A 25,401-nucleotide genomic window follows, 5' to 3' on the forward strand; every position below is an offset into this window, starting at 1 on the left:
GCAGCCATCAGTCTCGTCCCGCCGCTCTCATCTGTTTGATAGCGCCTACGGCAAGCTCGTCGCAACGGTTGTTCCAAGGATTATCGCTATGGCCTTTCACCTTCACATACGTTACCTCATGGATGCCCATCAGCTCCCAAAGCTTCTGCCAAAGCTCCTTGTTCTCCACAGGATTTCCTTTGCTGTTCTTCCAGCCGTTGCGCAGCCAGCCCTTGAGCCAATTGTTCTGAAAACAGTTCACTACATAAGCCGAATCGCTGTACACCGTCACACGGCACGGCACCTTGAGCAGCGAGAGCGCCTCAATGACGGCTTGAATTTCCATCCGGTTGTTCGTGGAATGCGGCTCCGCCCCGGAAATTTCCTTGCGCTTATCCCCATGAAAAAGCACCGCTCCCCATCCGCCAGGACCAGGATTGCCGGAGCATGCGCCGTCCGTATAGATGGTGACCTCTTTCATTCCATTCTCTCCCTTCGTGCATTCCTTTAAAAGTCGGCTTTAAAAGTAAGGCTCCACCGCTTACAGCCACCCAAGCCTCTGCATCGGCCATAGGACGAGCTCCGCACGGCCCGTCACTGCAGACTCGTCGATCGTGCCAAACGCTCTGCTGTCACGGCTTGCCCGCCGCTGCCGGTTATCACCAAGCACAAAAAGATGGCCAGGCTCAACCGTTACGGCTCGAAAGCTCTCCTCCTCGGCGATATGGTACGCATACGGTTCCACCACCTGCAGGCCGTTGCGCACCAAATTCCCTTCTTTCAGCTCTACCGTATCGCCCGGCAAGCCGATAATCCGCTTCACCAGATAGCCCGTGCTGCCGGACAGCGGCTCCGGGTCCCGAATGATAACGACATCGTTCCGCTCAACGGGCAAAACGCTGCCGGCCAACCGGCTGACTAACAGCCAGTCACCCTCCACTAACGTGGGACGCATGGAACTCCCCTCGACGATAGACAGGTTCACAACGAATTTATTTAATATAAGCACTACCGCAGCTGCAACGACTGCTGTACGCGCCAGCGCGGACAGCTCCTTGCGCCATCCCGTAAGGCGGCTGCCCGATTGCGAGTCTGGCAGCCGGTTCGATTCCGTTCCCGCTAACTCTTCCCCAAGGGGATCTGTCATGTCGGGTTTTCCTCCGCTTCGCGGTCCGGACGGTTTGCCCAGGCCTCATAATAGTCCAGCACAACTTGATCTTCAAAGGGAGGCTTGCCTCCCCGGATACGCTGCGTGACTTCTTTAAGCCCTTGACTAACCTTTGTTTCTACTATTGGCGGATAGCGGTACTCCTGCTTGTGCCGTTCGTACTCATCCCGGTCGACTACGGCTAAATCCCCTCCCGCCGTACGAATTACGTCGAGATCGTAGTCGATATAAGTCAGCACATTATCCGTCAAATATGGAGGGGATGCGAGATTGCAATAGTATCGGATGCCGTATTCCTCCATCATGGCTACTACATTAAACCATTTGCCTGGAATGAAAAAAGACACAGCCGGTACCCGGCTCACCCACACGGATCCGTCCGCCTCCGTAATCGGCGTCTGGTTGTTGATGAGCACCAGCATCTTCTCTTGCGTATGCTGCGGAAGCAGCATGCCGGAAGGCATAAGCCAATTCCGCTGCCACTGGCGATGCAGATGGCCGTCATGCTTGAAGCTTTTTATGAAACAGCGCCGATACGTGTCCACTTACGCACTCCCTGACATAAACATCTTATTAATAAGAAAAGCACATCCAAGCGCCAAAATCAATGGACGCCGGACATGCTTGCAGGAATGATAGCTTGGAACGGGGAATGAACGCCGCATGGCGCAGCCAGAAGGCTTGTCCTATCCCGCTACAATGCTTAACTTTTGGAACGAATGATAAAAATCGCTCGGCGCGAAGCCGAGAGAGCTGTAGAGCGTAAGAACCGACTCGTTATGCTTGTCCGCCGACACAAGAATCTTGGATACGTTGCGCTGCTCAAAGCGGCTGCGCAGGCGTGAAATAAGACTTTTGGCTATGCCGCGGCCCCTAAAGTCCGGATGCACGGCAACCCGATAGTAATAACCGCGATTGTTGTCAATCGTCCCGATGATAATGCCGGCCACTTCGTCTCCATCCGCTGCGATCATAACGAGATCGCTGTCCCAGGACAGTTGGCGGCTGAGAGCTTCCTTCGTCTCGTCATAACATTCCTCGGACAGCACCGATTGCAGCAAAGAGGTTACGGCGCTATAGTCCGCAAGCTGGAAAGAACGAACATGCATGAATGCTTAGCTCCCTTACATTCAATGTCGTTGTGAAACTTTGGTTCGCACACAGTCGTAGTAAAAACTATTTTCGATTATACGACAAAAGTTAACGAAATCCAGCTTTTTTGTCCAAAAAACTCAATTAAATTTAACATTGCGCTTACATTCTACTGAAAGCGCTTAAATGCTAACGCTTACATGTCCGTTTGGACTTTATAACGTCCGGGTAGTAGAATAAATGTTCTTTTTCGTGGCATTCTAGAATTCGGCCCCAACATACGAACAAGATTTTTCAAGAAAGGGAGTCGGCCTTTTTTTGATTTATCCTGGTTTTCGCATGGGAGTTTAATTATTTCGAGGGGACTTTTGAAACAAAAAAGTTGATTTATTCAAAAGCCTGAGGGATAATATTGTCGAACCGCTACATATTTCATTGAGGAGGTTTTTCAATCATGGCACATGAACTTCCAGCTCTTCCGTATGCTAACGACGCACTGGAGCCTCATATCGACGCTCAAACGATGGAAATCCATCACGACCGTCACCACAACACGTATGTCACGAACCTTAACGCCGCTCTGGAGTCCGCTCCTGAACTGGCTTCCAAGTCCCTGGAGGACCTGATCTCCGATCTGAACAGCGTACCTGAGTCCATCCGCACTGCCGTTCGCAACAATGGCGGCGGACACGCTAACCACAGCCTGTTCTGGGCAACGATCGGCCCGGGCGGCGGCGGCGCTCCTACGGGCAAGCTGGCTGATGCAATTGAGAGCGAGCTGGGCGGTTTCGCAAAATTCCAAGAGGATTTTGCAAAAGCGGCTACGACGCGTTTCGGCAGCGGCTGGGCGTTCCTGGCAGCTGACAAACAAGGCAAGCTGAAAGTGTACAGCCTTCCTAACCAAGACAGCCCGATCTTCGAAGGCGAAACGCCTCTGCTCGGCCTGGACGTATGGGAGCACGCTTACTACCTGAAATACCAAAACAAACGTCCAGACTACATCAAAGCGTTCTGGAACGTTGTAAACTGGGAAGAAGTTGGCAAGCGCTACGAAGCGGCTGCGAAGTAATTCCTGAATTTAAAACCCCCGCAGGCTTTTGCTTGCGGGGGTTTGTTTTTGGTCCGCGAGGTGGAAGCATTTGAGGCAATTGCCGCTCTATATGCTCCCGTGCCTCGACCTCTCACTTTTACTTCAAGTAACGTTTCATTTGCTTCCCGCGCAATCGCCCGCTCCTTCTTCCCCGATTCACACTTAACCGTCCATACTGGCTCCTTTCGCAAGCGCACATATTACTCAAACTCTAACGCAACTCAGAAGCCTTATTCGATTCTTTTCAGCTCGTTTTGCAATGTAACGCAACTGAGCCGTCTTATTTCCCCCTTTCCCCCGTAAAAAGTCCCATTTACACGCAAATAACACTTCCTAGTTTCGTTAGCGTTGAAAAATCGGCGAAAATCCCGGAATAACGCCGCTCAGTTGCGTTACACTTCCGCAGACGGACGAGGGCCGAAGCGGCTTAGCTAATGCGCCTTTGAGGCTGCTAAAAGTCCCTGCATTGCGACTACATTTTTTAGGACTTAGCTCCTCCATCGAGTTCTATCATCACTCATTCTGCTTAAATTTCAGCTTGAACAAATTTATTGGAAAAGTTTTTGAGGGCTGGTCAAGAGGATAGGCACTGGGCGCATAAACTAAACCATTCGTGCGTCCTATGGAAAGGAGAGCATCGTTCCGATATGTCCCAATCCTACCTGTACCAGCCACCCTACGACTACCGCTACGCAAACGCCGGAGCAGACTGCGGATGCGGAGGACAACGCGCCTTTCAGCCTGCGCCGCCGCCGGTTCCGCCGCGTCCGCCTACATTGTTTCCACCTATTGGCGGGCTATTTCCGCCAATCTTTTGGCCGGGGCCCGGACCTTGGCCTCCGGGGCCTGGACCTTGGCCTCCGGGGCCCGGACCTTGGCCTCCGGGGCCTGGACCTTGGCCTCCGGGGCCCGGACCTTGGCCTCCGGGGCCTGGACCTTGGCCTCCGGGGCCTGGACCTTGGCCTCCGGGGCCTGGACCTTTCCCTCCGGGGCCTGGACCTTGGCCTCCGGGGCCCGGACCTTGGCCTCCGGGGCCCGGACCTTGGCCTCCGGGGCCTGGACCTTGGCCTCCGGGGCCTGGACCTTGGCCTCCTGGGCCTGGACCTTTCCCTCCGGGGCCAGGGCCATTCCCTCCGCCAAGGCCGGGACCTTGGCCTCCGGGGCCCGGACCTTTCCCTCCGGGACCGGGGCCTTTCCCTCCGCCGAGGCCGGGACCTTGGCCTCCAGGGCCGGGACCCTTCCCTCCGCCAAGGCCGGACTCGTCGGCCAGCCTTGCCCCGGAGCTTAGCATCTCTGCCGTGGACACTTCGGCCCCGGCTGCACAAGCCGTGAACCCGCCCGGCGCGCCGCCATCGGCTCCGCATGCTACTGCGCCGATAACGGTGCGGATCGACGGCGGCGAATCGTTTCCGTTTGTAACGGACGATTACCAAATTCCGTTTTACGACGGAATGAACATCGCTCAAGCGCTGGAGCTCACCGGGGTTGTTCGCGCCACTCCAAGCGGGCTGCAGTCCGTAGGCGGAGTCCGTAACGACATTTCCGACGACGTCCGGATGGGCGAAGGCGTGCAATACATCCTGCGCTTAAACGGGCGGCAAATCCCGCATTCGCTGCTCAGCTTCCCGGTGCACCGCAGAGATGTCATCGCGGTTGAGCTCGTGTTAATCGGCTAAAAGAACCAAAAAAAGTCCGGCAGCCGTTTTACAAACGGCATGCCGGACTTTTCTGTTCCATGCTCTAAATAATCTTCTCTGCCCGCATCATTGGCCGGACTTTCCTTAAACCATTACCTGGCAAATCTGATTCGTGAACTCAACCGGATCTTCCACCGGCAGTCCCTCGATGAGCAGCGCCTGGCTGTAAAGCAGCGAGGTGAACAGCTCCAGCTTCGTGCGGTCGTTTGCGTAAGCGTCCTTGAGAGCGGCAAATACTTCATGGCCTGTGTTAAGCTCAAGAATTTTCTGCGCCTTCACGCCCGTGCTGTCCGGCATAGCCGCCAGCACTTTTTCCATCTCGATCGTCAGATCGCCTTCGGTGGCGAAGCAGACCGGATGTTTGCGCAGTCGGCGTGAAGCGCGGACAGAGCTTACTTTACCGCTCAGCAGTCCCGCCATTTCGTCGAACAGCGCTTTATTTTCTTCGTCAGCCGCTTCATCCTCCGGCTTTTTCTCTTCCTCGATGCCGAGATCGCCGCTGGCGACGGAACGGAATTCCTTTTCCTTATAGGCACCCAGCATGCGGATCGCGAACTCGTCGATATCGTCGGTAAAATAGAGCAGCTCATAGCCTTTATCAAGCACAAGCTCAGCCTGAGGCAGCTTCTCGATACGCTCTACGGACGCGCCGCTGGCATAATAAATATACTTCTGGTCTTCCGGCATACGGGACACATACTCGGCGAGCGTCGTCTGCGCTTTGTCCTTGGACGAAGTAAACAGCAGCAGATCCTGCAGCGTTTCCTTGTGGGAACCGTAATCGCTGTATACGCCAAACTTCAGCTGGCGGCCGAACGCTTTGAAAAACTTCTCGTAGTTCTCGCGGTCGTCCTTCAGCATCGATTGCAGCGCGCCCTTGATTTTGGACTCGATGTTTTTGGCAATCAGCTTCAGCTGGCGGTCATGCTGCAGCATCTCGCGGGAGATATTGAGCGACAGGCTTTCAGAATCGACCATCCCCTTCACGAAGCTGAAATAGTCCGGCAGCAGGTCGGCGCATTTGTTCATGATGAGCACGCCGCTGGAGTAAAGCTCCAGCCCTTTTTCGTACTCCTTCGTGTAATAATCGAACGGGATCGTCTCCGGAATGTACAGAATCGCCTGATACACAACCGCGCCGTCCGCGCTGATATGCACATGTTTAAGCGGTTTGTCGAAGCCGTAGCGTTTTTCCTGGTAGAAGTTCTCGTAGTCCTCCGGCTTCAGCTCGCTCTTGTTTTTGCGCCAAATCGGCACCATGCTATTAACTCGCTGTTCTTCCGTAAACTCCTCAAATTCGCCTTCCGCGTCTTCCTTGGGACGGCTGGACGTGAGATCCATCTTGATCGGGTAGCGGATGAAATCGGAGTACTTCTTGATGAGCGCCTTCAATCGATATTCGTTCAGGTAGTCGTCGTAGCTCTCTTCTTCGGTATTCGGCTTGATGAAAAGAGTGACCTCTGTGCCGATTCCGGCCTTTTCCGCCGGCTCGATCGTGTACCCTTCGGTTCCTTCGGATTCCCACTTCCAAGCTGTCTCGCTGCCCAATGGACGCGAAATGACGACAACTCTGTCAGCCACCATAAACGAGGAGTAAAATCCGACGCCGAACTGCCCGATGATATCGCGGCCGTCCTTCGCTTCGTTCTCCTGCTTAAATGCCAGCGATCCGCTCTTGGCAATCGTCCCCAGATGGCTTTCAAGATCCTCCTGGCTCATGCCGATGCCCGTATCAGCGATAGTCAGCGTGCGGGCCTCTTTATCCGCAGTCACCTTGATGAAATAGTTATCCTGATCAAAGGTCAGGCTGTCGTCAGTGAGCGCTTTATAGTAGATTTTATCGATGGCGTCGCTGCTATTGCTGATCAGCTCACGCAGAAAAATCTCTTTCTGGGTGTAAATGGAGTTAATCATCATTTCCAGAAGACGTTTCGACTCCGCTCGAAACTGTTTCTTTTCCAATTCGAATCTCTCCTCTTGTTCAATTTAACGAACCATTAGCACTCTCATCCTACGAGTGCCAGCATCGTTTATATACCATGCCCATATTTTTCTTGTCAAGAAGGAACAATGGGAATGCTCCTGCTGACAGGCTATCGGGAGCACTCCGAATAGTCATGAAAAAAGCAGGCTGGGCGCCTGCTTGCTTTGGACCGTTTATTTCTTTTTCAAAGGAATACCCTTGCTGTCCAGTTCCTTGCCCCGGCCGTCAATCAGCTTGAGCTCGCCGTTTTCGTATCCTACTTTGTACACGACTTCAAAGTTCCGCTGCACGGTTTCGCCGCCCTGCGCATGCTCCTCCGCCTCGATAACGGCTTTAACGGATGCGCTGCGCTCGCTTTCCTTCGTCACGTTCAGGCTTTTGATAACGACGTTTTTGGTCGGCAGATAACCTTTCCGGAACTCCTCATAAGGGTCCTGCTGCTTCCACACGTAACCAATCAGGGAGTACGCGTACACGTAATCGCCATTGCTTAAGCTTTCATAAAAACGAGAGACAAGGTAGCCGGCGTAGTCCGTAATCGTCTGTTTATCCTCCGTGGCCGAATTGCCATGCTCAGCAACGCCCGGAAGTTCCTCCATCGGATTCCGCGACCACTGCTCCGTAAGCAGCAGCAAATCCGAGATCGGGATGCTGAAGCCGATTTCGCCGTCCTGCATCTTTGCCGAATTCATGCCGAGCACTGCTCCGGTCCTTTGATCGACCAGCGGCCCGCCGCTGTTGCCCGGAGCGATAGAAGCCGAAATTTGAATCATATTGCTGTAGTTATACGGCTTCATCTGAAAGCGGCGGTCAAGACCGCTGACAATGCCGGTTGTCACTGTGCTCTGCAGGCCAAGCGGACTGCCCACGGCAATGATGGGATCGCCTACCTCTACGCGGCCCCCGCGCTCCATCTTAAGCGGCTGCACGCCTGCAAGCTCTGGCACCCGGACGACGGCGACATCTACATCGGTGCTAATGCCGATAACTTCGCCGCTAAGCTCACGCGCGTCCGAAGTCGTTACTTTGACCTTGCGCGAGCCCGCCACCACATGCGCATTTGTCATTACATCACCCAGATCGTTATACAAAAAACCGGAGCCGAGACCGCTGTCGCTTTTAATGGTGACGACCTTTTTTTGAGTATTAAAAATAATCTCCTTCAGCGCTCCAGCCGTACCGGCTCCGTCTCCCGGGTCGGGAGACACCGCCAGCAGCGGCTCAGCTCCTGCCCGCTGAGGTATATAATGATGCAGCGTCAAAGCTGCTGCTCCCCCTGCCGCCAACAGACATATCGCAGCGGCAATGGACAGCTTTTCGTTCCATTTCATGATCTATGTCCTCGTTTCGCCGCCTGGCACCTCTTACTCGACATACCAGGAAACCTTTGTGATAAAAACGGAAGCATTGCCGGCTATAGGCGAATGGACATCCCGGAACTCCATCTTGCCGCCCGGCTCAATTGTTGCTTTATCCTTCGTTCGGGCTGTGCCCGCCCCGATGACCGTTCCTTCCTCGTTCACCAGCTTGTATTCCAGTTGGACGGTATGGATTCCCCTAGTCGCCTTGCTCTCCACCTGCCCGCTAACGACCATATTACCCGAGCCGTCGCGGCTAACCGTTACATCGTTAATCTGCACGGCAGCGGTACGGTTTTGAAGCTGCTCGTTATAGGCATACTGCAGCGCGGAATCGATCCTTTCCTGCTCTTTTCGTTCGAATTCCTCACGTTCAGCTTTAATACGCTCTGTCATGTCCTTGAGCGGCTGCACCGCTCCCGCATGGTTCTGAGCTTCGTTAACCGCATTCTGAGCCGCAGAAAAATCCCTGCTTTTAATCAGCTTCTCTGCATTTGCAACGCCGGTTTCGACGATCAGATCCAGAATCCGCTGGCGCAGTTGTACCGCGTCTGCTTCCTGAATTCCACGCAGACGCTGCAGTCTATCCGCCAGCTCCGGCACGCTGTCCAGCTGCTCCAGCTCCTTCGAAATTCGCTTCACCGCGAGCCTTGCGCCCTCGGTAGCAATTCGGCTGCGCACAGGTTCAAATAAGCGCTCCTGGCGGCTTGCAATGGCAGCCTGAGCCTGCCGAAGCGCCCCCTCCGCCTGCTCCAGCTGGCCGCTCTCCAGCTGGTCAGCCGCTTCTTTCACCTGTTCGTCCAGGCGGTCCGCCTGCTCCACAATGTCAAGATCCCGCATTATGCCGGTGCTGCTCGGACGCAGATCTGCCGCTTTTTGCAGCAGCTTTTCTGCCGTTGAATAGTTGCCGTCAAGCGCCATTCGCTCCGCCTGCTTCTGCAAATTCTGCACGCGAGTATTCGTGCGGCTGTCCTGCCAGTACACGCCTATCACGAGAATGACGCTCAGCAGCAGCGCAAGCGCCGGAGGCAGCCATAACTTGCGGCGGCGCCTTACCCTTTCCGGGTTATCCGCGTCATCCGCCGATACGGATGCTTCCGCATATGCGGGCGCCATCGTTCTGCGACGGAAACGCTTCTTGGATTGTTGCTGACTGCCGGAATCGGATTCGGTCAAATCCGCGTTCCCGTTCTCGGCCATATCTGCATGTTCGTCCGCTTTCATGCGATGCAGCAGCTCTCCTGCATTTGGCGTAGGACGGGCTTCACCCGGTGTGCCGAGCTCCTGAATCTGCTCCAGCCACTCCGCGCGCTCGCGTCTGCGCACAAGCAATGCCGCCGTATGCAGCGGTTTGCCGCAGCGGCTGCAAAAGCTCGCTTCATCGTCCAGCGTCTTGAAACCGCAGTACGGGCAGGGAGTTCTTATCGTCCCAATTGGTTTATGTTCTGAATCCCTGCTCATGAATGTCATGCCTCCGCTATTGGTAAACGCCGCTCCTTTTTTGCAGCAGCAGATGTTTCCTGTTTACGCCGATAGGCGTCTCGCGTTTCCGATATTCTTTACTAACTCTATAACAATTGTACCTCAAGCACAGCTTGAGCCCAAGAAAAACCCTTTTCCAATCCCTTACATTAAACCAAAGGAAAAAGCCACCCAGACGCTTCAATCATCTGGATGGCTTCTGTACATTCAATTCTCGCCCGTCAGGTTGCAGCTGGAACGGCAGTCAGCTTGCCACGCATGTATTCGCGCACCGCGTCGGCAAGATCCTCGCGCTCCAGAGCCATGTCAATCGTCGCCTGGACAAAGCCCAGCTTGTCGCCGACATCGTGACGACGTCCTTGGAACTTGTAAGCATGCATGGGCAGAACGGAGTTGAGCTTTTGCAGACTGTCCGTCAGCTGGATCTCTCCGCCTTTGCCCGGCTCGGCTCTTTCCAGCAGGCGGAACACCGCAGGATCAAGCACATAACGGCCGACGACCGCCCAATTGGAAGGGGCCTCTCCCTGTGCAGGCTTCTCCACAAGATTGCGAATGCGCGGGAACAATCCGTCGCCTTCCAGATCAGCGATCCCGTACTTATGGGTCTGATCCCACGGAACCTCCATAACCGATATGACCGATGAGCCTGTTTCCTGGTAATACTTCATCATTTCGCCCAAGCACGGCTGTTTGGAACGCAAAATATCGTCGCCCAGCAAAACAGCAAACGGCTCGCTGCCGATAAAGCTGCGCGCGCACAATACGGCATGCCCCAGCCCAAGCGGCTCGCGCTGGCGCACATAAACGATATCCGCCATCCGGGAAATGCCGCGCACCAGCTCCAGCATTTCCTCGTTGCCGCGGTCCTCCAGCTCGGCCTCCAGCTCGACCGATTTGTCAAAATGATCCTCGATGGCGCGTTTATTGCGGCCGCTGACGATCATAATGCTTTCGATGCCGGAAGCAACCGCTTCTTCCACAATGTATTGAATGGCCGGCTTGTCGATCAGCGGCATCATTTCCTTCGGCTGCGCCTTCGTCGCGGGCAAAAACCTGGTGCCGAGACCGCCGGCGGGAATAATCGCTTTACGAATATGCGTCAAGATTGGACCACTCCTTAAAGATATAAAGTCATTCGTCATTAGCACTGTACCCGTCAGGCGGGATAGAGAACGAGATCCTCATTCCATATAGTGTACCAATTCTTGAACGACAGCGCCACATCGCGTTATGCTTACAAGACCGCTTTAACAGTTATATGGCTAAGGAGTGATTGTCATGTTGGTTACCGAAACGCTTCGCACTTCCAAAAGAGACGAAATGATCGACATTACCCGCCGGATCCAGTCCCATATCCAGGCCGCTGGAATGGTAAACGGAGAGGCGCTCATTTACTGTCCTCACACCACTGCGGGAATTACCATTCAGGAAAATGCCGACCCGGACGTCAAGCACGATATTCTGCTGCGCTTGGATGAGGTATACCCGTGGGAGCACCCGCGCTACCGCCATGCCGAGGGCAATACCGCCGCGCATCTTAAAGCGCTGACGACCGGTGTCAGCCAAACGATTCCGATTGAGGGCGGGAGGCTGGCTCTGGGCCGTTGGCAGGGAGTGTACTTCTGCGAGTTTGACGGCCCGCGCTCCCGCGAGTTCCGGATCCGGCTGAGAAGCGACGATTAGCCGACGCCGCTTTGCGGTAACCATTTGCAGATGTGCTTGCTGTGCAAAAATTGGCGATCCGGCGCTGAGGGGACTGCAATTACGAAGGAGAGCAGCCTCGGTGATTTTCAGCTCACAAGATGGAAATGGGATAAGGGCGTTGAACCGCCCCTATCCCATTTTTCAGCGCTTTGAGCCTTCCTTAAGGGCGTTTAACGCCCTTATATCCCACTTTTCGGCGCTTTGCCGCAGCGCCTGCCGGTTCAGCCGCTCCTCCGCGATTCCGTCAACCGGAACTGGGCGACCATTCCTTCCAGCAGCCCCGTAATCGCCTCCGCCTCCCCGGCGGTCGCTTTCACGCGGGCCATTTCCCGCTGCAGCTCCTGCATGTGCAGCTCCGCCTTGGCGCTCGTCTCGCGGTTAAGCAGGCTGACCTCCGCAATCCGCTCCATCAGCCGGGCTACCTCGCCCGCTACCTCCTGCTTGCGGCCGTCACCCGCTGCCGCTGCCATGAGCATGCCGCTGGCCGCCTCAACAAGCAGACGCCCGGATTCAACCGCCTGGCCGCCTTCCTCCATCGAGGCCGTCGTCCGTTCCATTTCCTCATAAATTTGAGCAATGATGTTCCGTACGCTTTCCGTCGATTGGCGGGTCAGCTCCGACAGCTTGCGAATCTCCCCTGCGACAACCGCAAAGCCGCGTCCGCTCTCGCCTGCGCGCGCCGCTTCAATGGATGCGTTTAGCGCCAGCAAATGCGTTTGGGACGAAATCTGCTCAATAGCGCCAAGCACCTCGCGCACCTGGTTCACCGCCCCGACCAGACCGCCGATCTTCTGCCCCGATTGCTCCATGCTGCGGGAAATATCGTGCATCGCCTCGCCGATCCGCTCGACCTCGCTGCGGGCAACGCCGATTTCGCGGTTCGCCTGCTCCTCCAGCTCCTGCAGCTGCTGCCGCATTTCAAAAGCAGACGCCTTTGCGCCTTCAATATCCTTCAGCTGGCTGGCCGTTCCGGCTATCATCTGGCCCATTGCTTCTCCGACACGCTCCGTATTGGAAGCCAGCTCCACCGCCTTCACGCTTAGCTCCCCCTGGCTCAGCCTGACGTCTCCCGATGCCAAGCGGACTCGCAGCATGATTCCCTCTAAGGAGTCGATCATATTGTTGATCCATTTGGCGAGCTCTCTCGTCTCATCCTGTCCGTAATCCTCAACCCGCAGCCGCTGCGTCAAATCTCCTCCGCCCTCGGCATTCAACCGAATGAAACGGGTAACAGCTCCCAGACGCTCCGCCGTACGCCTTGTGATGCGCCGCCGGGACAACATCGGCACAACGATGCCAAGCGCCGTATAAGCACCTACCGCGACGGCTCCAACGACAGCTGCGCTGCTTTCCATAAGCACCAATGCCAGCATCAGCAGCGCAAACAGCGGCACGCTTACGAACAGCGACAGCATCGTGCTGCGGCGGGTTTGCCAATCGATTCCGCGAATCCGGTACACTTCCTCCAAGTCACCCTCACACATCATTCCCCACAGATCAGGATGATGCGGCAGACGGAACGTAACTCCTTTTCCAATGACGGGAATGTGGCGGTAATCCGAATAACCCGGAAACTCTACAAACAGATTGGAGCCGCTGCGAATTGTATTGGCAACGCCCGGATGCAGCTCTCCCGTGGACGGATCGGTGAACTTCAGCTCAAGCTCCGTATGCTCCTCAACTTTAACGATGCCGTAGTCGGTGCGGACGCCATCCTTCAAGTTATCGCCATGCGTAAACGTGCGGTCCTCAAAGCGGCTGCGCGAAAGCGCAACTCCAGGCTCAATGGAGAGGTCCAGCTCCGGCTTGGCCATGAACAGATAATTATCCCCCGAATCCGGATATACATGGCCGGACTCCCGTTGAATGAGATCGCCAAGCACATCCCCCGGCACCCGTCCGCACAGCGCCCCTAACCACTTTCCATCCTTGAAAAACGGTTCAATAAACATCAGCGTGACACGGTCGTGAAAACTAGACGTTCGCGGACCGGCCGCCAGCGTAATCTCATCCCGAAACGGGCCATACAAACAGCGTCCCCCGCTGCTGCTGGCATGCGACAGTCCAAGCTCTAATCCGCCCCTGCTCTCAAGCTCATATCCTTGGCCCAGATGAGGAGCGTACGTTGTTGCGGTCACTGCTCCGTCTCCGTCAACAAAAAACAGCTCCGTGAAATGAACGGCCCGCCGGTACGCTTCCTCCAATTGAAAATGGGCTCCCGCTTCGCTCGCCGCGAATTCAGCTATAGATCGTTCCCCGGCTTCCTGCTCCAGCCGCTGGCGCAGCCTGCCCATATGCCCCCAATATTCGGCGGCCCAATCCTGCAGCAGCGCCGCTCGCGTAGCCGCAATGCCCTCAAATATCTCTTTGACGTCCCCGATCCGGTTCCGATTCAAGCGGCAGGAAACCCACAACGGCAGTCCCGTACGAAAACCAAGCCAGTCAAACATCGCTCTCTCCCCCTCGGTTCTCTCTGTATTTATATATTTGAATGCTATCGTTATCGGCGGGCGGACTGATTTGCAGGAGGGCACTATCCGAATGTTCTAAATATTTCATCCGAAAGTGAAAAGACTGCTTGACATTCGTTCTTATTTATAATAATTTTAATTTAATAAAAATAATAATCTAGAACAAAAGGAGCTGTTCTTCATGACTCAAGCTGCTGTTAACGTAAACTCTTCCGTTGCGGATATTTCCTCCTCGCTCAACGTCCAACTGGCGAACTGGAGCGTGCTGTACGTCAAGCTGCATCAGTTCCATTGGCTCGTAAAAGGCCCTCACTTCTTCACTCTGCACGAGAAATTCCAGGAGCTCTACGAAGAAGCCGCACTGCGGACGGACGAGCTGGCGGAGCGCGTGCTGGCCGTTGGAGGCCGCCCGCTGTCCACGATGCGGGACTACCTGACCGCTTCGACGCTTAGCGAAGGAACCGGCCGTGAAAACGCCCTGGATATGGTACGGTCTGTCGCTGCCGACTACCGGACGATGACCAAGGAGCTGAAGGAAGCCATTCCAGCGATTGAGGAGGCTGGCGACGCGGCGACCGCCGACATGCTGATTGGGATCGCAGAAGGGCTGGAAAAGCATATCTGGATGCTGGATGCATTTGCAGCCGAATAAGCTGAATAAGATAAAGGCCGTACCGGCTAACGCCCGCTTGTTGCGGGAGAAAGCCGGTACGGCCTGATTTTGTTCCAAAACTCAGTGCATATTCTCAGGAAGCGGACAGCGCAACGCGCCGAAAATATACACCTGCAAATCTTCAATAATCAGTTCTTGCTCCTGCTCGTCCAGCTCCATCTCAGGTGTCTGCTGCAGCCCTGCCAGACCCGGAACGGAGAGCAATGTGCCAATGATAAACGCTTTTGTCCGGTCCAGCGACCGGAAGTGAAAATAGCCCTCGTTCCGCCCAAGCTCGAGCAGCTGGTCCAAAACGCCCCACGTTATGTTTCGGCGGCTTTGGATCACTTCCTTGCGCGGGGATGGAAACACAACTTCCTGCTTTAAAATCGCGCCGAGCTCCAGATCCTTAAAGCGGAACAGCTCCATTTCCCGGATGAACATACACAAGTGTATGTCCGGCCTGAGCACAGGAGATATCTTCCTGATCGTATCTAGCGGAAAGTATGTGTCAAAAAGCGCGTTGAACACGCCGTCTTTTCCGCCAAAATGATACGATACGAGCGCGATATTCGCATCTGCCTTCTCGCAAATTTGCCTTACCGTCGTTTTATCGAAGCCCTGGGAAGCAAACAGGCTCTTGGCCGCACGCAGTATTCGGGCTCTTACGTCCTTTTCCTCCGCCTTTTCGATCCCTTCCCACCCTTTCTTAACCGAAAATTCTGTCCTGTCTTTAGCTTAGCGCTGCACGGCGTTGGCCGCAACCGCATTAGGTACGGTCCGGCTTTTCTTCAAGCCGACAGATGCGATGCTGATAATAAGCGCGGCCGCCGCCATTAGCGCCAGAATAAGAATATCTTGACCAGCGGAAGGTCCGCCAAACAGCAGGTTCATAATGCCTTGAACCGAATAAGTTGCCGGCAGGAACGCCCCGATATCGTGGAAAAAGGTTGGCAGCAGCTCGCGCGGCACGGTCGTTCCCGAGCTTACCAGCTGCAGCGACATGAACAGGACATTCAAGAACATGCCGGTCGTGCCCAGCAAATAAATGAACATTTGAGCGGTCAGCATAAACGTAACCAGCATCAGCAATTCAAACAGCCAGAAGGCTAGAAAGCCGCTCTCCATCTTGTCGCCGAGCAAGGACAGCAGCGTAGCGCTCAGCAGCGAGATGACCACTCCCGCACCGATTGTAACGATAAGCTGGGCGCCAAACTTTTTCCACTTGCCGACGGATGCTCCCATCGCCATCGATGATGTGTTGAAATTTTGCGCCATGATCATCGCTCCGACCCAAGACGAAAGCACGATCATCATCGGCACCATCTGATCTTTTAAATTGGGCACGGCGTGCATCGAGTTTGTCTCGGCGTGGACACGGACGGACAGCTGTCCCGCTGCGGCAGCAGCTGCCGTTTTGTCCATTCCTTGCCCTTCCAGCACGGCGCTTATGCCTGTCGCTGTCGTTTGACTGTTAACGCTTTGCGTAATTTGCTGAATCACTCCGGACATAATGCTTTTAATATTCATCGGGTTCGATTCGTTGATCCAATATTGAATCGCTGTTCCCTCTTTTGCCGCCGCGGCCTTGGCCGTGAAGTCAGCCGGGAAATAAACGACCAAATGGACTTTACGTTCATCAAGCATATTTTTGGCATCGTCAAGAGTCTTTACCCGCGACATTTGAAATGGCAATGTGCTGGTAATCTGCTCTGCTGCGGCATCCCCAGCCTGGCGGTCATCGCTGACGACAGCAATGCCGAGCTCACTGGCTCTTCCCCCGACGCCGTCGTATCCCGTCATCCACAATACCGAAAAAATAATTTGCATCATAAGGGCTACCGCGAACCCGGCTATTGTAGTCGGTCTTTTCAAAAACATTATGATTGCTTGACTCACTCTGATCTCTCCCTTTAGGACTAAATTAAACAAGTGTTTTAAATGATTGTTTAAATCTATCCGAATTTATCTTAGGTGTCAAGCGATTCTTTATATTGGCATTTCTCCGAGCCTGGCTCTGCAACGCAAAAAACCCTTCCCGAACGCTTCGGGAAGGGCTTTTGACTTGCCATGTTGTTTACATGACAAGTCGAGCCGGACGTTTGGTAAAGCGGTTAGCATAACTGGAGGCGACATACGCCTCCGGTTTGACGCGCGCAACGTAGCTGCCAATCGTTTGAATACGCGCCACCATCTCTTGAACATACAGCGCCGTAGGACTGACGCAAGGTTCGGTTCCCGCATCGATATCGATAAAGGTGCACAGCTCCGCTCCCTGATAAACATGAGGAAGCAGCAGCTCCTCCATCCGGCGGACAACGGACAGCTCCTCCAAATAAGCGGCCATTTCCTGAGAAAGCGTCGTCTCAAAGGCAAGCTTTTCGTGAATGGAATCCAGCTCGCGGCCCAGCACATAAGGTCGGTAACAAGCCCATGCTCCGCGGCCGATCCGATGCAGCACCAGCCCGGTGATGAACTTGGTATGATTGGGATGCACCTGGCAGTCCGTACCGATTGCAAAATGATAGCTCGCCCGCGGGTCTTCCGCCACAAACCGCAGCAGGCGCTCAGCGACCTCGTCCACCGACATATGCTGTTCCTTGACGTTGTGGAATTTCAGCCGGTTGGCCCGGTCATGGGCTTCCGGCTTCCGCTTGTATTTCGTCACCTCTGCCTCACCGCCTTCGCAGCCTCTTGTTCCTTTTACAAGACTATGCGGCGGCGGCCATGCCTAAGAACCAGCCCTCGGTCCGCGCAGGACAAAGAGCCGGTTGCAGAGGCATTTTCAGCTAAAAGAATCTGGGCTAAGAACGAAGGCGTATGCTAAGCGAGCCCGCCGCTTCTCCGTTCCACAGCGCGGTCAGACTCTCTCCGTCCAGCAGAGCTGCAACGCCGGCCGGCGTACCGGTGTAGATGATATCGCCGCGGCGCAGCCCGTAACGCGAGCCGATATGCTCGGCAAGCACATCCGGCGGAAAAATCATATCGGAGGCATTGCCGAGCTGAGCGGTATCCCCTCCTCGCAGCAGCGAGAAATCCGCTTTTGCCAGTCCGGCGAGTCCCGGGAAGGGCAGCCACGGCCCGAGCGGCGAGGAGCCGAGAAAACCTTTAGCGGCAAGCCACGGATGGCCTTTTTCCTTAAGCTTGCTCTGCACGTCGCGCAGCGTCAGGTCCAATCCAAGCGCCATCGCATCAAACAGCTCGTCCGCCGCGATGCCCGGCTCCCAGTCGCGCCCCGCACGGAGCACGATTTCCAGCTCAAAATGGATCTCTCCCTGATCCCCGGGAAGCTCCACCTCGCGGCCGTCCATCGGAACGAGCGCATGGGTCGGCTTTGTAAATACCATCGGCGACTTCGGCACCTCGTTGCCCAGCTCCAGCGCATGCAGGCGGTAATTGCGTCCAATGCAGTAAATGTTGCGGATCGCAGAATGATCGGTGTAATCGTTGGTCATCGGTTTGCTCAGCTCCTGCCTCTGGATTTTTGGGCTTCAATCTGCTCGGCCAGCTCGTTCAAATAGGTCCAGCGCTCCATAAGCTCCTCCAGGCGCGCCTCAAGCGATTCCTGCTCGGCCATCAGCGCCTGCAGCTTAACAGAATCGCTGCCCGACTCGCCCATGTCATCCTGAACGCGGGCCAGCTTGGTTTCAGCCTCCGCAATCCAGCTGTCAATGGCTTCGAAATCCTTCTGCTCCTGGTAGGACATGCGCAGACGGGCTTCGCGGCGGGAGGAACCTTCCGCAGAACACTCCGTTCCGGCGGATTCTGCGGGACTGGCTGTTTTGGCGGCCGGCTTGCCGCCGCCGGCTGCAGAGGCACTTTCTGCCGCACCGCCTCGCTTCGACTGGCTTTCCTCATACTCGGTGTAATTGCCGGTGTGCTCCGTAATGGCCCCATTGCCCTCAAAAGCGAAGATGCGCTCCACCGTGCGGTCCAGAAAATACCTGTCATGGGAAACGACGAGCACAACGCCAGGGAAATCCTCCAAATAATCCTCAAGCACGCTAAGCGTCGCGATGTCCAGATCGTTGGTCGGCTCGTCCAGCAGCAGCACGTTCGGCGCGCCGCTCAAAATGCGCAGCAGCTGCAGGCGCCGTTTTTCGCCGCCGCTCAGCTTCGCAATCGGCGACCACTGCATCGCTGGCGGGAACAGGAATCTTTCCAGCAGCTGTCCTGCGGATATTGTCGTTCCGTCACCTGTGCGGACCTGCTCCGCCTGCTCGCGGATGTATTCGATGACGCGCATCGACTCATCCATTTCCTCATGCTCCTGCGAAAAATAACCGAGCTTCACGGTCGGCCCAAGCGCGACCTCTCCGGCATCAGGCTGCAGCCGTCCGGCAATCAGCTTGAGCAGCGTCGACTTGCCACTTCCGTTGCGGCCAATGATGCCAACGCGATCTTCCGGCACAGCAATGTAGCTGAAGTCCCGGATGAGCGTGCGATCCCCGTACGATTTGCCCACATGCTCCAGTTCGACAATTTTGCGCCCGAGCCGCGAGGAAGCAACGGACAAATCAAGCTTGCCGGAGGCTTTCTCCGGCGCAGCCTCTTTCAGGTCATGGAAGCGTTCGATGCGCGCTTTTTGTTTGGTGGTGCGGGCTTTTGCTCCTCTGCGAATCCAGGCCAGCTCGTTCCGCAGCAGATTTTGCCGCTTCGACTCGCTTGCCGCCTCGCGCTCCTCTCGCTCCAGCTTAAGCTCAAGGAAACGGCTGTAATTCGCCGTATAAAAGAACGCGCGGCCGCGGTCCAGCTCAATGACCCGGTTGCTCACCCGGTCCAGGAAGTAGCGGTCATGCGTGACCATGAGCAGCGCTCCGCGCCGTTTCTGGAGCATCCCCTCCAGCCAGGCAACCGACTCGTTGTCGATATGGTTTGTCGGCTCGTCCAGGATAAGCACGTCGGATGGCGACAGCAGCGCCGCAGCCATCGCCGCCCGTTTGCGCTGGCCGCCGGAAAGCGTGCCGAGCTTGGCCTCGTAATCGTTCAGGCCAAGCTTGGACAGCGCCGTACGGGCGTCGCTCTCCAGCTGCCAGGCATCCTGCTCGTCCATCGCCGCATTCGCCCGCAGCAGCCGCTGCTGCAGCGCCTCGTCGGACGGGCTGAGCTCCAGCGCTTCCAGCGCCGCCGCATACTCCCGTACGGCGCGCAGCTGAGGCGTATCGCCGCCAAGCGCATGCTCCAGCACCGTTTCCTCCGGATCAAACTCCGGATTCTGAAGCAGCATGCGCACGCTGACGCGCGGCGGAATGATGACCTTGCCGGAATCGGCTGGCTCCATGCCGGCGATCGCCTTCAGAAAAGTGGACTTGCCCGTGCCGTTCACGCCGATAATGCCGATTTTGTCCCCTTCGGCGATGCCGAAGCTGACATCCTCAAACAGCTTTTTCTCGCCGTAGGTTTTTGTCAAATGTTCTACCGATAACAGATGCATATCAGGCCCCGTCTTTCTTTGCTTGGAATCTCGAACTGTCGTGCTCCCATCATACCACAGGCGGCGTGGCTGTTCATGGATGCCTTGCTGACGTCCCCAAGCTGGCGCTCTCTTATCAAAAAGGAACCGTCCCCGCCATTCTTGTGGATGGCGGAGAAGGTCCCTTGTTTACTTGAACACTACCATTCGCTTTTCGTCACGGCTGCTCCGTTAGAACGCCTCGCACGCAGCTCTTCCTTAGCGCTTCCTCCGGGATGTCTCACGCTTGTGTCCCGACGTCGGGACACCCGCTGGAACGTCTAACGCAACTCACAAGCGTTATTCATCCTCTTTTCGCCAATTTGAAATTCTAACGCAACTGACAAGCGTTATTAAGCGCTTTTCAGCACATCTCGCAGTCAAAATGCTTAAATAAGGCGGCTCAGTTGCGTTAGGTTTCCGAAACGCGCCGATTTCGGCAAATAGGGCTTTACAGTTGCGTTAGAAGTGTCGCCAAGCTATCCCGAATCGGGAGAATTAGCGCGAAATGGCTTTAAAGTTACGCTAGGAAGGAGCGCAATCGAAAAAGAAGCTCACTAGCTTAACGCTTGCCGGTCATTTTCTCCGGACGAACGTATTCGTCGAATTGCTCGGACGTCAGCAGGCCGCTCTTGATTGCGCTCTCTTTGAGCGTTGTGCCTTCCTTATGCGCTTGTTTGGCGATTTTGGCCGCATTTTCGTAGCCGATATGCGGGTTGAGCGCCGTAACGAGCATCAAGGATTGCTCCAGATTGTGCTTCAGCGTGTCGAGGTTCGGCTCGATGCCGACGGCGCAATGCTCGTTAAACGACAGCATGGAGTCGGAGAGCAGCACGACGGACTGCAGGAAATTGTAGGCAATAACCGGCTTGTATACGTTCAGCTCAAAGTTGCCTTGGCTGGCGGCAAAACCGATCGCCGCATCGTTGCCCATAACCTGGCAGGCAACCATCGTAATGGCTTCGCACTGGGTCGGGTTAACCTTGCCCGGCATAATGGAGCTGCCCGGCTCATTCTCGGGAATCGTAATCTCGCCGATGCCGCTGCGAGGGCCGCTTGCCAGCCAGCGAACGTCGTTGGCGATTTTCATCAGGTCGGCCGCCAGGCCTTTGATTGCGCCGTGCACCCATACGATCTGATCATGCGAGGTCAAGGAATGGAACTTGTTAGAGGCGGTCACGAAGTTATGGCCCGTAACCTCCGTCACTTGAGCAGCTACCTGTACCGCGTAGTCCGGATGGGCGTTGATGCCCGTGCCGACCGCCGTTCCGCCCAGCGCCAGCTCGCGGATTGCGTCGGTGCTGCTCGTCAGCATCCAGGAAGACTTCTCCAGCATAGCTTCCCAGCCGCTGATTTCTTGGCCGAGCGTAATCGGAGTTGCATCCTGCAAATGAGTGCGGCCGATTTTGACGATATCGTCGAACTGCACGCTTTTGTCATGCAGCGTCGCCTTCAGCGTTTCCAGCGCAGGCAGCAGGCGGGTTTGCACGGCAATAACAGCCGCGATATGCATCGCCGCCGGGAATGTATCGTTGGAGCTTTGGGAACGGTTGACGTCATCGTTCGGATGGATGCGCACTGAGGAGCCGCCTTCTTCGAGCAGCTGATTGGCGCGGCGGGCGATTACCTCGTTGCAGTTCATATTCGTCTGCGTGCCGCTGCCGGTCTGCCAAACGACCAGCGGAAACTCGCTGTCATGTTTGCCATCCAGAATTTCGTCCGCAGCGCGGCAGATCGCATCCGCTTTTTCCTGCTCCAGCACGCCGAGCTTGGCGTTCGCCTGAGCCGACGCTTTTTTGACGATCGTCATTGCTTTTACAATCTCAAGGGGCATTTTCTCCCAGCCAATTCGGAAGTTCTCGCGGCTGCGCTGCGTTTGCGCGCCCCACAGCTTATCTGCGGGAACCTTGATTTCACCCATCGTGTCCTTCTCAATCCGATATTCCGTCATTCGTTGTCCGCCTCCTTGAACTCGTTAAACCGCTTACTCAACTTGCTGAATGGATGCGGGCCGTCCGCCCGCCATGCCTGTGCCAGTTCGCCCGTCCGCCTTGCGCCGGGACGCTCCGTCCGAGCTTTACCGCTATTCATTTTAACGGAAAAAATTCAAGCCTGCCACCCGCTTTATGAAAGCAGGGGCAGGCTTGTCCTGAGGCCGGAGCTCCGAGTATATAGGCAGCGCTGCGGCAAAAGCCGGTTTCCGTCCGAAGCCTCTAAAGCCCTTTGGCGTCGCGATAGGCTTTCATATAGGCTTCAGCCTGACGCTCGATCAGCGTGAAGTCGCCGGTTTTGACCGCTTCCTTGGTCAAATCGCCGCCGATTCCGACCGCTACTGCCCCTGCTTTTACCCACTCCGCCAAGTTGCCGAGCGATACGCCGCCCGTCGGCATTACGTTCGCTTGAGGAAGAGGCCCTTTAATCGCAGACACAATGCTTGGTCCAAACGCGCTTCCCGGGAACAGCTTCACAATATCCACGCCAAGCTCAAGCGCGCTTTGAATTTCCTGAATCGTCATCGTGCCCGGCATGACTGGAACCGAGTAACGGTTGCACAGCTGTACGGTCGCCGGATTAAGCGAAGGCGCCACGACAAATTCCGCTCCAGCCAAAATAGCGGCGCGCGCCGTTTCAGGATCAAGCACCGTCCCTACGCCAATAACGGCATATTTGTCGGAGGAAGGGTCCTCCTTGCTCGAATATTCCGCTGCCAGCTGCTCGATTGCGCGCAGCGCGCCCGGCACCGTCATCGTAATCTCAATCGCCTTGATGCCGCCTTTGACGGCATGACGGGCCATACGCGCCACTTCCTCCGCTGTATCGGCGCGAAGCACCGCTACAACGCCTGCATCGGCAACAGCCTGCGTGACTTTAAGTTTGTTCAGCATGTCTGCACTCCTCCAGTTCTTCTATGAACAAGTTGCCTTAACTCCGCATCTTTACAATAATACGGGGCTTGGGCTTGCTGTATCTGCTTTAAAATACCTAACAATCACAGTGCCGGCTCGCGGCCGGAGTTGCAACCGGGAACATTGTCTCACCTGACGCATTCCGGGTCAACCAAAAGAGACGCTTGTGGATAAACCCTGGCGAAAAACCTAAAAAGCCCTTCCCTATTTCAAGGAAAGGCTTCGCTATTTTATCCACAGGGGGACAACCTGTTTTGGCGTTCATGTTCTCCACAGATCGCTCAATCACTGTTCTATCAAGCTTTTGTTTATCCGCACAGGGATGTGGATAATGTGGATACAAAATGTGTATATGTGGATAATTCCGTGGATAATCCCTTTACAAGCAGGTCAAAATAACCGGGCCTTGCTCCGTCACGGCGACGGTATGCTCAAATTGCGCCGACCAGGAACGGTCCCGCGTGCGCGCCGTCCAGCCGTCGCGGTCCAGCCATATTTCGCCCGCTCCCGCCGACAAAATCGGCTCGACCGTCAGCACCATTCCCGCCTCCAGCCGCATGCCGCTGCCCGCTGGACCTCCGTTGCCAACCTCGGGGCTCTCATGGATGGAGCGGCCGATTCCGTGTCCCGCAAAACTCGTCACAACGGAATACCCGGTCTGCCTTGCCGAATGCATGACGGCGGCTCCGATATCGCCGATTCGCCTGCCCATGCGGCATTCCGCGATGCCCCGCAGCATCGCCTGTTTGGCTGCATCCATCAGCCGGGCCGCAGCTGGTCTTGGACGGCCGATGGAGTACGTCCACGCTGAATCGGCCTTCCAGCCGTCCACGTCCGCCACCATATCAATCGTGACGACGTCTCCCTCCTGCAGAGGGATCGTATCCGGAAATCCATGGCAAACAACCTCGTTTACCGAGGCGCAGGTTGCGTATGGATAACCCAAATACCCTTTCTGCGCCGGTCTAGCGCCTCTTTCCGCCATCAGACGCTCCACGAAGCGGTCAATCTCCTGTGTCGTGACGCCTGGCGCAATCCGCTTCGCTATCGCATCATGGCATTCCGCCACAACCTTTCCGGCCTTTCGGATGCATCTTATTTCCTCTTCCGATTTCCATTCCGCCATGCCGCCACCTCCGCATCCCTGCCGATTATAGTACATCTTATTCAAGGCAAGCGCTGTCCATAACTGGAGATGTGAAGGATATGTGTACATTAATTCTTAAATTAAAAAACCTTTCAATCGGCGGTTAAGCCAATGAAAGGTTTACGGGATTAAGCACGGGTGTTAAGCACGATGCCGCCGAGAGAATTTCGCGGAATAATCGTAGTGCCGTACACGGTACCGGAAACGCCGCCTACGACTACGGCCCGCAGCGATTCTTGGGATGGATTGGGTACATTTGGGAAAACTGCAATTCCATTTTCCTCCAGACGAACTGCAGCTACTACTACCGTTCCCCGATATAGCCTTGCGATGAAGTTCGGCGTTCTAGAAAGGGTTCCATTCGGATTCACCAATACAACCGTGTAATTTGGAAATTCATTAATGCCAGGACCATTGCCCCCGCCATTGCCATTGCAATATTTCCGGGGTTGATAGCCTCCGCAACCGCAGTTGCTGACTTTCACTTTCTCCATCTCAATCTTCCTCCTTTTTTTTATATCCTATGCAAGGAAGAATAGATTGACAGGGACAATAACCTGATTGAAATAAATAGATTAATGACAAAAAAAAGACCCTGTCTTCCTCAAAGGAAGGCGGGTCTGTCGGTTGTCGAGTCGGGGTCTAACTGACGGAAGACTTCATTCTGCCCATTTCATGTTCCACAAGAGAGGTCAATTCATCCTCATAACCACCGGTAATACGGTACTTGCGGATATAGTCCTTGACGAACTTGCGCGGGTCCTTCGGCTGAAAAATTCTCGTGAGCTCCTTGAGGCTTTCCTTGACTTCATTCTGGCTATGCTTGGCCATGAAATCTCCTCCTCTTACAGTGGATGGTCGGTCCGAAACATCAGAATCGAGAACGTTACGCGGCTTTAGGCCGCCTCCCCCTACGGTAATGGCACTCCACGGCAGATGAGTGAATGTTTTTATTTTTCACACTATTATAGCACTTCATGCATCGACTAGGAAGAAAAATTCCAGTTAATCCCCAGTTTGCTTTTGATCCCCTTCAATTGAATCCGGTTGATTGTGCCTATCCCTGGTCTCCGAACCGGAAATATTCTCCTTTTGACGGGAGTATAAACGCAGATAAGCGAACACAACAGCGACGGACACGAGCACGCCGAAGGCCACGGTCAACGCCGTCACCCACCCATTAATTACCATGCTGCGCCCTCCGCTTCTCCATGAATTG

26 protein-coding genes and 1 pseudogene are annotated in these 25,401 nt (G+C 55.3%); 5 read left to right on the forward strand and 22 right to left on the reverse strand.

Annotated features, from left to right (window positions below; all coding sequences use genetic code 11):
* Positions 1-7: 7 nt before the first annotated feature.
* The 4 genes from rnhA to M3223_RS13820 form a co-directional block, all read right to left on the reverse strand.
* Positions 8-460: a ribonuclease HI gene (gene rnhA / locus M3223_RS13805; protein ID WP_251562390.1), complete on the reverse strand. Its 453-nt coding sequence runs from the start codon at positions 458-460 to the stop codon at positions 8-10.
* A 60-nt stretch (positions 461-520) separates the two neighbouring features.
* The gene (gene lepB / locus M3223_RS13810; RefSeq protein ID WP_251562392.1) at positions 521-1,126 is read right to left on the reverse strand and encodes a signal peptidase I; all 606 of its coding nucleotides are present in this window, start codon (positions 1,124-1,126) and stop codon (positions 521-523) included.
* Positions 1,123-1,692: a DUF402 domain-containing protein gene (locus M3223_RS13815; protein WP_251562393.1), complete on the reverse strand. Its 570-nt coding sequence runs from the start codon at positions 1,690-1,692 to the stop codon at positions 1,123-1,125. The genes lepB and M3223_RS13815 overlap by 4 nt, the downstream gene beginning before the upstream one ends.
* Before the next feature lie 141 nt (positions 1,693-1,833).
* Positions 1,834-2,256 (reverse strand): GNAT family N-acetyltransferase, encoded by a 423-nt coding sequence (locus M3223_RS13820; protein ID WP_251562396.1) that lies wholly within the window; start codon positions 2,254-2,256, stop codon positions 1,834-1,836.
* Between the two features lie 437 nt (positions 2,257-2,693).
* Here M3223_RS13820 and M3223_RS13825 point away from each other — a divergent pair, with 437 nt between their 5' ends.
* Entirely contained in the window at positions 2,694-3,308 is a 615-nt protein-coding gene (locus tag M3223_RS13825; protein ID WP_251562398.1) for a superoxide dismutase, read from the forward strand.
* An 807-nt stretch (positions 3,309-4,115) separates the two neighbouring features.
* Here M3223_RS13825 and M3223_RS13830 read toward each other — a convergent pair.
* Positions 4,116-4,469, reverse strand: a complete 354-nt coding sequence (locus M3223_RS13830; RefSeq protein WP_251562401.1) for a hypothetical protein — start codon at positions 4,467-4,469, stop codon at positions 4,116-4,118.
* On the opposite strand from M3223_RS13830, the gene M3223_RS24525 reads away from it, so the two are divergent.
* Complete coding sequence (locus tag M3223_RS24525) at positions 4,351-4,617, forward strand: hypothetical protein (protein ID WP_353057699.1); 267 nt, start codon at positions 4,351-4,353, stop codon at positions 4,615-4,617. The genes M3223_RS13830 and M3223_RS24525 overlap by 119 nt on opposite strands.
* A 10-nt stretch (positions 4,618-4,627) precedes the next feature.
* Complete coding sequence (locus M3223_RS13835; RefSeq protein ID WP_251562403.1) at positions 4,628-5,005, forward strand: hypothetical protein; 378 nt, start codon at positions 4,628-4,630, stop codon at positions 5,003-5,005.
* 105 nt (positions 5,006-5,110) lie between these two features.
* Here M3223_RS13835 and htpG read toward each other — a convergent pair whose 3' ends face one another.
* The 4 genes from htpG to galU all read right to left on the reverse strand — a co-directional run bounded on the left by htpG (position 5,111) and on the right by galU (position 10,992).
* On the reverse strand, positions 5,111-6,988 hold the full coding sequence (gene htpG, locus M3223_RS13840) for a molecular chaperone HtpG (RefSeq protein WP_251562405.1): 1,878 nt from the start codon (positions 6,986-6,988) through the stop codon (positions 5,111-5,113).
* Positions 6,989-7,183: 195 nt separating this feature from the next.
* Entirely contained in the window at positions 7,184-8,341 is a 1,158-nt protein-coding gene (locus tag M3223_RS13845; RefSeq protein WP_251562407.1) for a S1C family serine protease, read from the reverse strand.
* Positions 8,342-8,374: 33 nt separating this feature from the next.
* Positions 8,375-9,829, reverse strand: coding sequence for an FxLYD domain-containing protein (locus tag M3223_RS13850; RefSeq protein ID WP_251562409.1), 1,455 nt, complete (start codon positions 9,827-9,829; stop codon positions 8,375-8,377).
* A 242-nt stretch (positions 9,830-10,071) separates the two neighbouring features.
* Positions 10,072-10,992, reverse strand: a complete 921-nt coding sequence (gene galU, locus M3223_RS13855) for a UTP--glucose-1-phosphate uridylyltransferase GalU (RefSeq protein ID WP_285891284.1) — start codon at positions 10,990-10,992, stop codon at positions 10,072-10,074.
* Between the two features lie 136 nt (positions 10,993-11,128).
* Between galU and M3223_RS13860 the strand changes: the two genes are divergently transcribed.
* Positions 11,129-11,533, forward strand: coding sequence for a secondary thiamine-phosphate synthase enzyme YjbQ (locus tag M3223_RS13860; RefSeq protein WP_251562414.1), 405 nt, complete (start codon positions 11,129-11,131; stop codon positions 11,531-11,533).
* A gap of 242 nt (positions 11,534-11,775) precedes the next feature.
* Here the strand turns inward: M3223_RS13860 and M3223_RS13865 are convergent, their stop codons facing one another.
* On the reverse strand, positions 11,776-14,004 hold the full coding sequence (locus M3223_RS13865; protein WP_251562416.1) for a methyl-accepting chemotaxis protein: 2,229 nt from the start codon (positions 14,002-14,004) through the stop codon (positions 11,776-11,778).
* 202 nt (positions 14,005-14,206) lie between these two features.
* On the opposite strand from M3223_RS13865, the gene M3223_RS13870 reads away from it, so the two are divergent.
* Positions 14,207-14,677 (forward strand): Dps family protein, encoded by a 471-nt coding sequence (locus M3223_RS13870; RefSeq protein ID WP_251562419.1) that lies wholly within the window; start codon positions 14,207-14,209, stop codon positions 14,675-14,677.
* A gap of 81 nt (positions 14,678-14,758) precedes the next feature.
* On the opposite strand, the gene M3223_RS13875 is transcribed toward M3223_RS13870, so the two are convergent.
* From M3223_RS13875 to M3223_RS13925, 12 genes and pseudogenes are all read right to left on the reverse strand, one after another.
* Positions 14,759-15,127 carry a hypothetical protein gene (locus tag M3223_RS13875; protein WP_251562421.1) on the reverse strand — a complete coding sequence of 123 codons (369 nt, stop codon included), beginning with the start codon at positions 15,125-15,127 and terminating at the stop codon, positions 14,759-14,761.
* 126 nt (positions 15,128-15,253) lie between these two features.
* Positions 15,254-15,370: pseudogene (locus M3223_RS24530) on the reverse strand (TetR family transcriptional regulator); the annotation flags it as partial.
* Positions 15,371-15,415: 45 nt separating this feature from the next.
* A complete protein-coding gene (locus M3223_RS13880; RefSeq protein ID WP_251562423.1) occupies positions 15,416-16,576 on the reverse strand; it encodes a YhgE/Pip domain-containing protein in 1,161 nt (386 codons plus the stop codon).
* A gap of 178 nt (positions 16,577-16,754) precedes the next feature.
* Positions 16,755-17,345 carry a ribonuclease H-like YkuK family protein gene (locus M3223_RS13885; protein WP_251562425.1) on the reverse strand — a complete coding sequence of 197 codons (591 nt, stop codon included), beginning with the start codon at positions 17,343-17,345 and terminating at the stop codon, positions 16,755-16,757.
* A gap of 136 nt (positions 17,346-17,481) precedes the next feature.
* The gene (locus tag M3223_RS13890; RefSeq protein WP_251562427.1) at positions 17,482-18,132 is read right to left on the reverse strand and encodes a fumarylacetoacetate hydrolase family protein; all 651 of its coding nucleotides are present in this window, start codon (positions 18,130-18,132) and stop codon (positions 17,482-17,484) included.
* Between the two features lie 8 nt (positions 18,133-18,140).
* Entirely contained in the window at positions 18,141-20,111 is a 1,971-nt protein-coding gene (locus M3223_RS13895; RefSeq protein WP_251562429.1) for an ABC-F family ATP-binding cassette domain-containing protein, read from the reverse strand.
* Between the two features lie 580 nt (positions 20,112-20,691).
* Entirely contained in the window at positions 20,692-22,080 is a 1,389-nt protein-coding gene (gene fumC / locus M3223_RS13900) for a class II fumarate hydratase (protein ID WP_251562430.1), read from the reverse strand.
* 262 nt (positions 22,081-22,342) lie between these two features.
* Positions 22,343-23,011, reverse strand: coding sequence for a bifunctional 2-keto-4-hydroxyglutarate aldolase/2-keto-3-deoxy-6-phosphogluconate aldolase (locus M3223_RS13905; protein WP_251562986.1), 669 nt, complete (start codon positions 23,009-23,011; stop codon positions 22,343-22,345).
* Positions 23,012-23,414: 403 nt separating this feature from the next.
* A complete protein-coding gene (gene map / locus M3223_RS13910; RefSeq protein WP_251562432.1) occupies positions 23,415-24,161 on the reverse strand; it encodes a type I methionyl aminopeptidase in 747 nt (248 codons plus the stop codon).
* Positions 24,162-24,310: 149 nt separating this feature from the next.
* Positions 24,311-24,676, reverse strand: coding sequence for a hypothetical protein (locus tag M3223_RS13915; protein ID WP_251562434.1), 366 nt, complete (start codon positions 24,674-24,676; stop codon positions 24,311-24,313).
* Between the two features lie 148 nt (positions 24,677-24,824).
* A complete protein-coding gene (locus M3223_RS13920) occupies positions 24,825-25,013 on the reverse strand; it encodes a hypothetical protein (protein WP_028598583.1) in 189 nt (62 codons plus the stop codon).
* 174 nt (positions 25,014-25,187) lie between these two features.
* Positions 25,188-25,373, reverse strand: a complete 186-nt coding sequence (locus M3223_RS13925; RefSeq protein WP_251562436.1) for a hypothetical protein — start codon at positions 25,371-25,373, stop codon at positions 25,188-25,190.
* Positions 25,374-25,401 lie beyond the last annotated feature (28 nt).

The sequence above is a fragment of the Paenibacillus pasadenensis genome (assembly GCF_023715725.1).
Taxonomy (GTDB): domain Bacteria; phylum Bacillota; class Bacilli; order Paenibacillales; family Paenibacillaceae; genus Paenibacillus_O; species Paenibacillus_O pasadenensis_A.